Raw genomic sequence first — 2654 nt, forward strand, 5'->3', positions numbered from 1 at the left:
GTCCGAAGATTTCTTCCCGGACAATCGTCATGTCGTCGCGGCAGTCGGAGAACACCGTCGGCAGCACGTAGGCGCCGTCGGCCAGGGCACCGTCGGTGGCACGACCGCCGCCGGTCAGCAGGCGCGCGCCTTCGCTCTTGCCGCTTTCGATGAAGCGCAGCACGTTTTCCATGTGCGGGAAGCTCGTCAGCGGGCCGAAGTTGGTCTCGGCGGCCATCGGGTCGCCGATGCGGATGCGCTTGACGCGCTCGATCACCGCGGCTTCGAACGCGGCCAGCATGCTGCGCGGCACGAACACGCGGGTGCCGTTGGTGCAGACCTGGCCGGAGCTGAAGAAGTTGGCCATCACCGCGATGTCGGCGGCACGGTCCAGATCGGCGTCGTCACAGATCACCAGCGGCGACTTGCCGCCCAGTTCCATCGTCACTTCCTTCAGCGACGAGGACGCGGCGCTGGCCATGACCTTCTTGCCGGTGGCCACGCCGCCGGTGAAGGAGATCTTCTCGATCACCGGGTGCTCGGTCAGCCAGTTGCCGATCTCGCGGCCCGGGCCCTGCACGACGTTGAACACGCCGTCCGGCACGCCAGCCTCGGTGTAGATCTCGGCCAGCTTGATCGCGGTCAGCGGGGTCACTTCAGACGGCTTGAAGACCATCGCGTTGCCGGCGGCCAGCGCCGGGGCCGACTTCCACATGGCGATCTGGATCGGGTAGTTCCAGGCGCCGATGCCGGCGACCACGCCCAGCGGCTCGCGGCGGGTGTAGAAGAAGCTCGATTCGCGCAGCGGCAGCTGGATGCCTTCGATGGCGGTGGCCAGGCCGGCGTAGTACTCCAGCACGTCGGCGCCGGTGACGATGTCCACCGTGGTGGTTTCGGCCAGCGCCTTGCCGGTATCCAGGGTTTCCAGGTGGGCCAGCTCGTCATTGCGCTCGCGCAGGATCTCGACGGCRCGGCGCAGGATGCGCGAGCGCTCCATCGCGGTCATCGCTGCCCACACCTTCTGGCCTTCGCTCGCGCTTTCAACCGCGCGCTCGACATCGGCCTGGCTGGCGATCTGTACGTCGGCAAGCACCTGGCCAGTGGCCGGGTTGATGGTCTGGAAGGTCTTGCCACTGGTGGCGTCGACGCGGCGGCCGTGGATGTAGAGCTGTTGCACGGGCAGGGTGGTCATCGGCGTACTCCTGGAAGGGGTGGGGCGGGGGCCTGGCGCGCTCAGGGCGCGTTGGCCTGCAATTGGAAATCGATGTAGCCGTAGGCGATGCRGCGGGCCTTGTCGGCGTTGAAGTCACCACCGACCAGGCTGCCGCGCAGCCACAGGCCGTCGATCATCGCGGCCAGTCCGCGTGCGGACAGGCGTGCCTGCGCATGCGGCAACTGGCGGTTGAACTGGTGGCAGAGGTTGGAGAACAGTCGCTGGTCGTTGGCGCGCTGCAGCCGGGTCAGTTCCGGCTGGTGCATGCTCGCGGCCCAGAACGTCAGCCATACACGCATGGCGGTCCCGTTGGTCTGGCTGTCGTCGAAGTTGCCATCGACGATGGCGCGAAGCTGTGAACGTGCGTCATCCGGCGCGGCGTCGCGATAGCGGGCGACGGCGGCCTTCAGCTCGCGCAGGATCTGCCGCATCGCCGCATTGAGCAGGCCGTCCTTGTCGCCGAAGTAGTGGGCGACGATGCCGCTGGACAGGCCGGCCTTCTTTGCGATGGTGGCGACAGTGGCATCGGCCATGCCGATCTCGTCGATGGTCTGGAAAGTGGCCCGGATCAACTGCTCGCGGCGGACCGGTTCCACGCCTTTCTTCGGCATTGTCTCTCCACGGATTGCGACCCGGACTGCCGGGCTGGTGAAGATCATACTTTTTATTGATTGAACGTTCAATCAATAAACCCTACGATGCCGGTCGCGCCCCCACGCCATGGGCCCGGTTTCCGGTCCGGCCCCGCCCATGTGCCCCCTTGGACTGATGAGACGACCCCATGTCTTCCCTGGCTCATCCCAAGCGCTCGCCCCTGCGCTTGAACCGTTTCGTGTTCTTCAGTTCGTCGGTCTCCATCGGCATCCTCGGTGCGTTGACCGTCTTTTTCCCGGAGGCCAGCGAGCACTGGCTGCAATGGGCGCAGGCCGAGGTCTCGGCGGCGTTCGGCTGGTGGTACATGCTGCTGATCGTGGCCTGCCTGGGTTTCGTGCTGTGGCTGGCGTTCTCGCCATATGGGCGCATCCGCCTGGGCCATAACGAGGAATCGCCGGCCTTCGGCTACGTGGCCTGGGTGTCGATGCTGTTCTCGGCCGGCATCGGCATCGCGCTGCTGTACTACGGCGCCTACGAGCCGCTCGATCATTTCCTCAACCCGCCCGGGCAGCCCGGCGGTACGGTCGCTGCCGGCCGCGAAGCGATGGTGCTGACCTTCCTGCACTGGGGCCTGCATGGCTGGGCGCTGTACGCGCTGGTCGGCGTGGCGCTGGGCTACTTCGCCTACCGCCGCAACCTGCCGCTGGCCCTGCGTTCGGCGCTGTACCCGATCTTCGGCGAGCGTATCCATGGCCGCATCGGTGACATGGTGGATGGCTTCGGCATCCTCGCGACGCTGATCTCGATGGTCACCAACCTCGGCATCGGTGCGCTGGTGGTGCAGTCCGGCCTGGTCTACCTGTTCCAC

3 protein-coding genes are annotated in these 2654 nt (G+C 66.4%); 1 reads left to right on the forward strand and 2 read right to left on the reverse strand.

Annotated features, from left to right (window positions below; translation table 11 throughout):
• Both betB and betI read right to left on the reverse strand, forming a co-directional pair.
• Nucleotides 1–1171 (reverse strand): betaine-aldehyde dehydrogenase (gene betB, locus AB4Y84_RS18820; protein WP_442250647.1); only part of this gene is annotated, 1171 nt, incomplete at its 3' end.
• A 41-nt stretch (nucleotides 1172–1212) separates the two neighbouring features.
• On the reverse strand, nucleotides 1213–1803 hold the full coding sequence (gene betI / locus AB4Y84_RS18825) for a transcriptional regulator BetI (RefSeq protein ID WP_442250648.1): 591 nt from the start codon (nucleotides 1801–1803) through the stop codon (nucleotides 1213–1215).
• Between the two features lie 170 nt (nucleotides 1804–1973).
• Between betI and AB4Y84_RS18830 the strand changes: the two genes are divergently transcribed.
• Nucleotides 1974–2654, forward strand: a 681-nt coding sequence (locus AB4Y84_RS18830; RefSeq protein ID WP_442250649.1) for a BCCT family transporter, incomplete at its 3' end; no start/stop codon positions are given.

It is taken from the genome of Stenotrophomonas sp. 2YAF22, assembly GCF_052114665.1.
In the GTDB taxonomy this organism is placed as follows: Bacteria; Pseudomonadota; Gammaproteobacteria; order Xanthomonadales; family Xanthomonadaceae; genus Stenotrophomonas; species Stenotrophomonas indicatrix.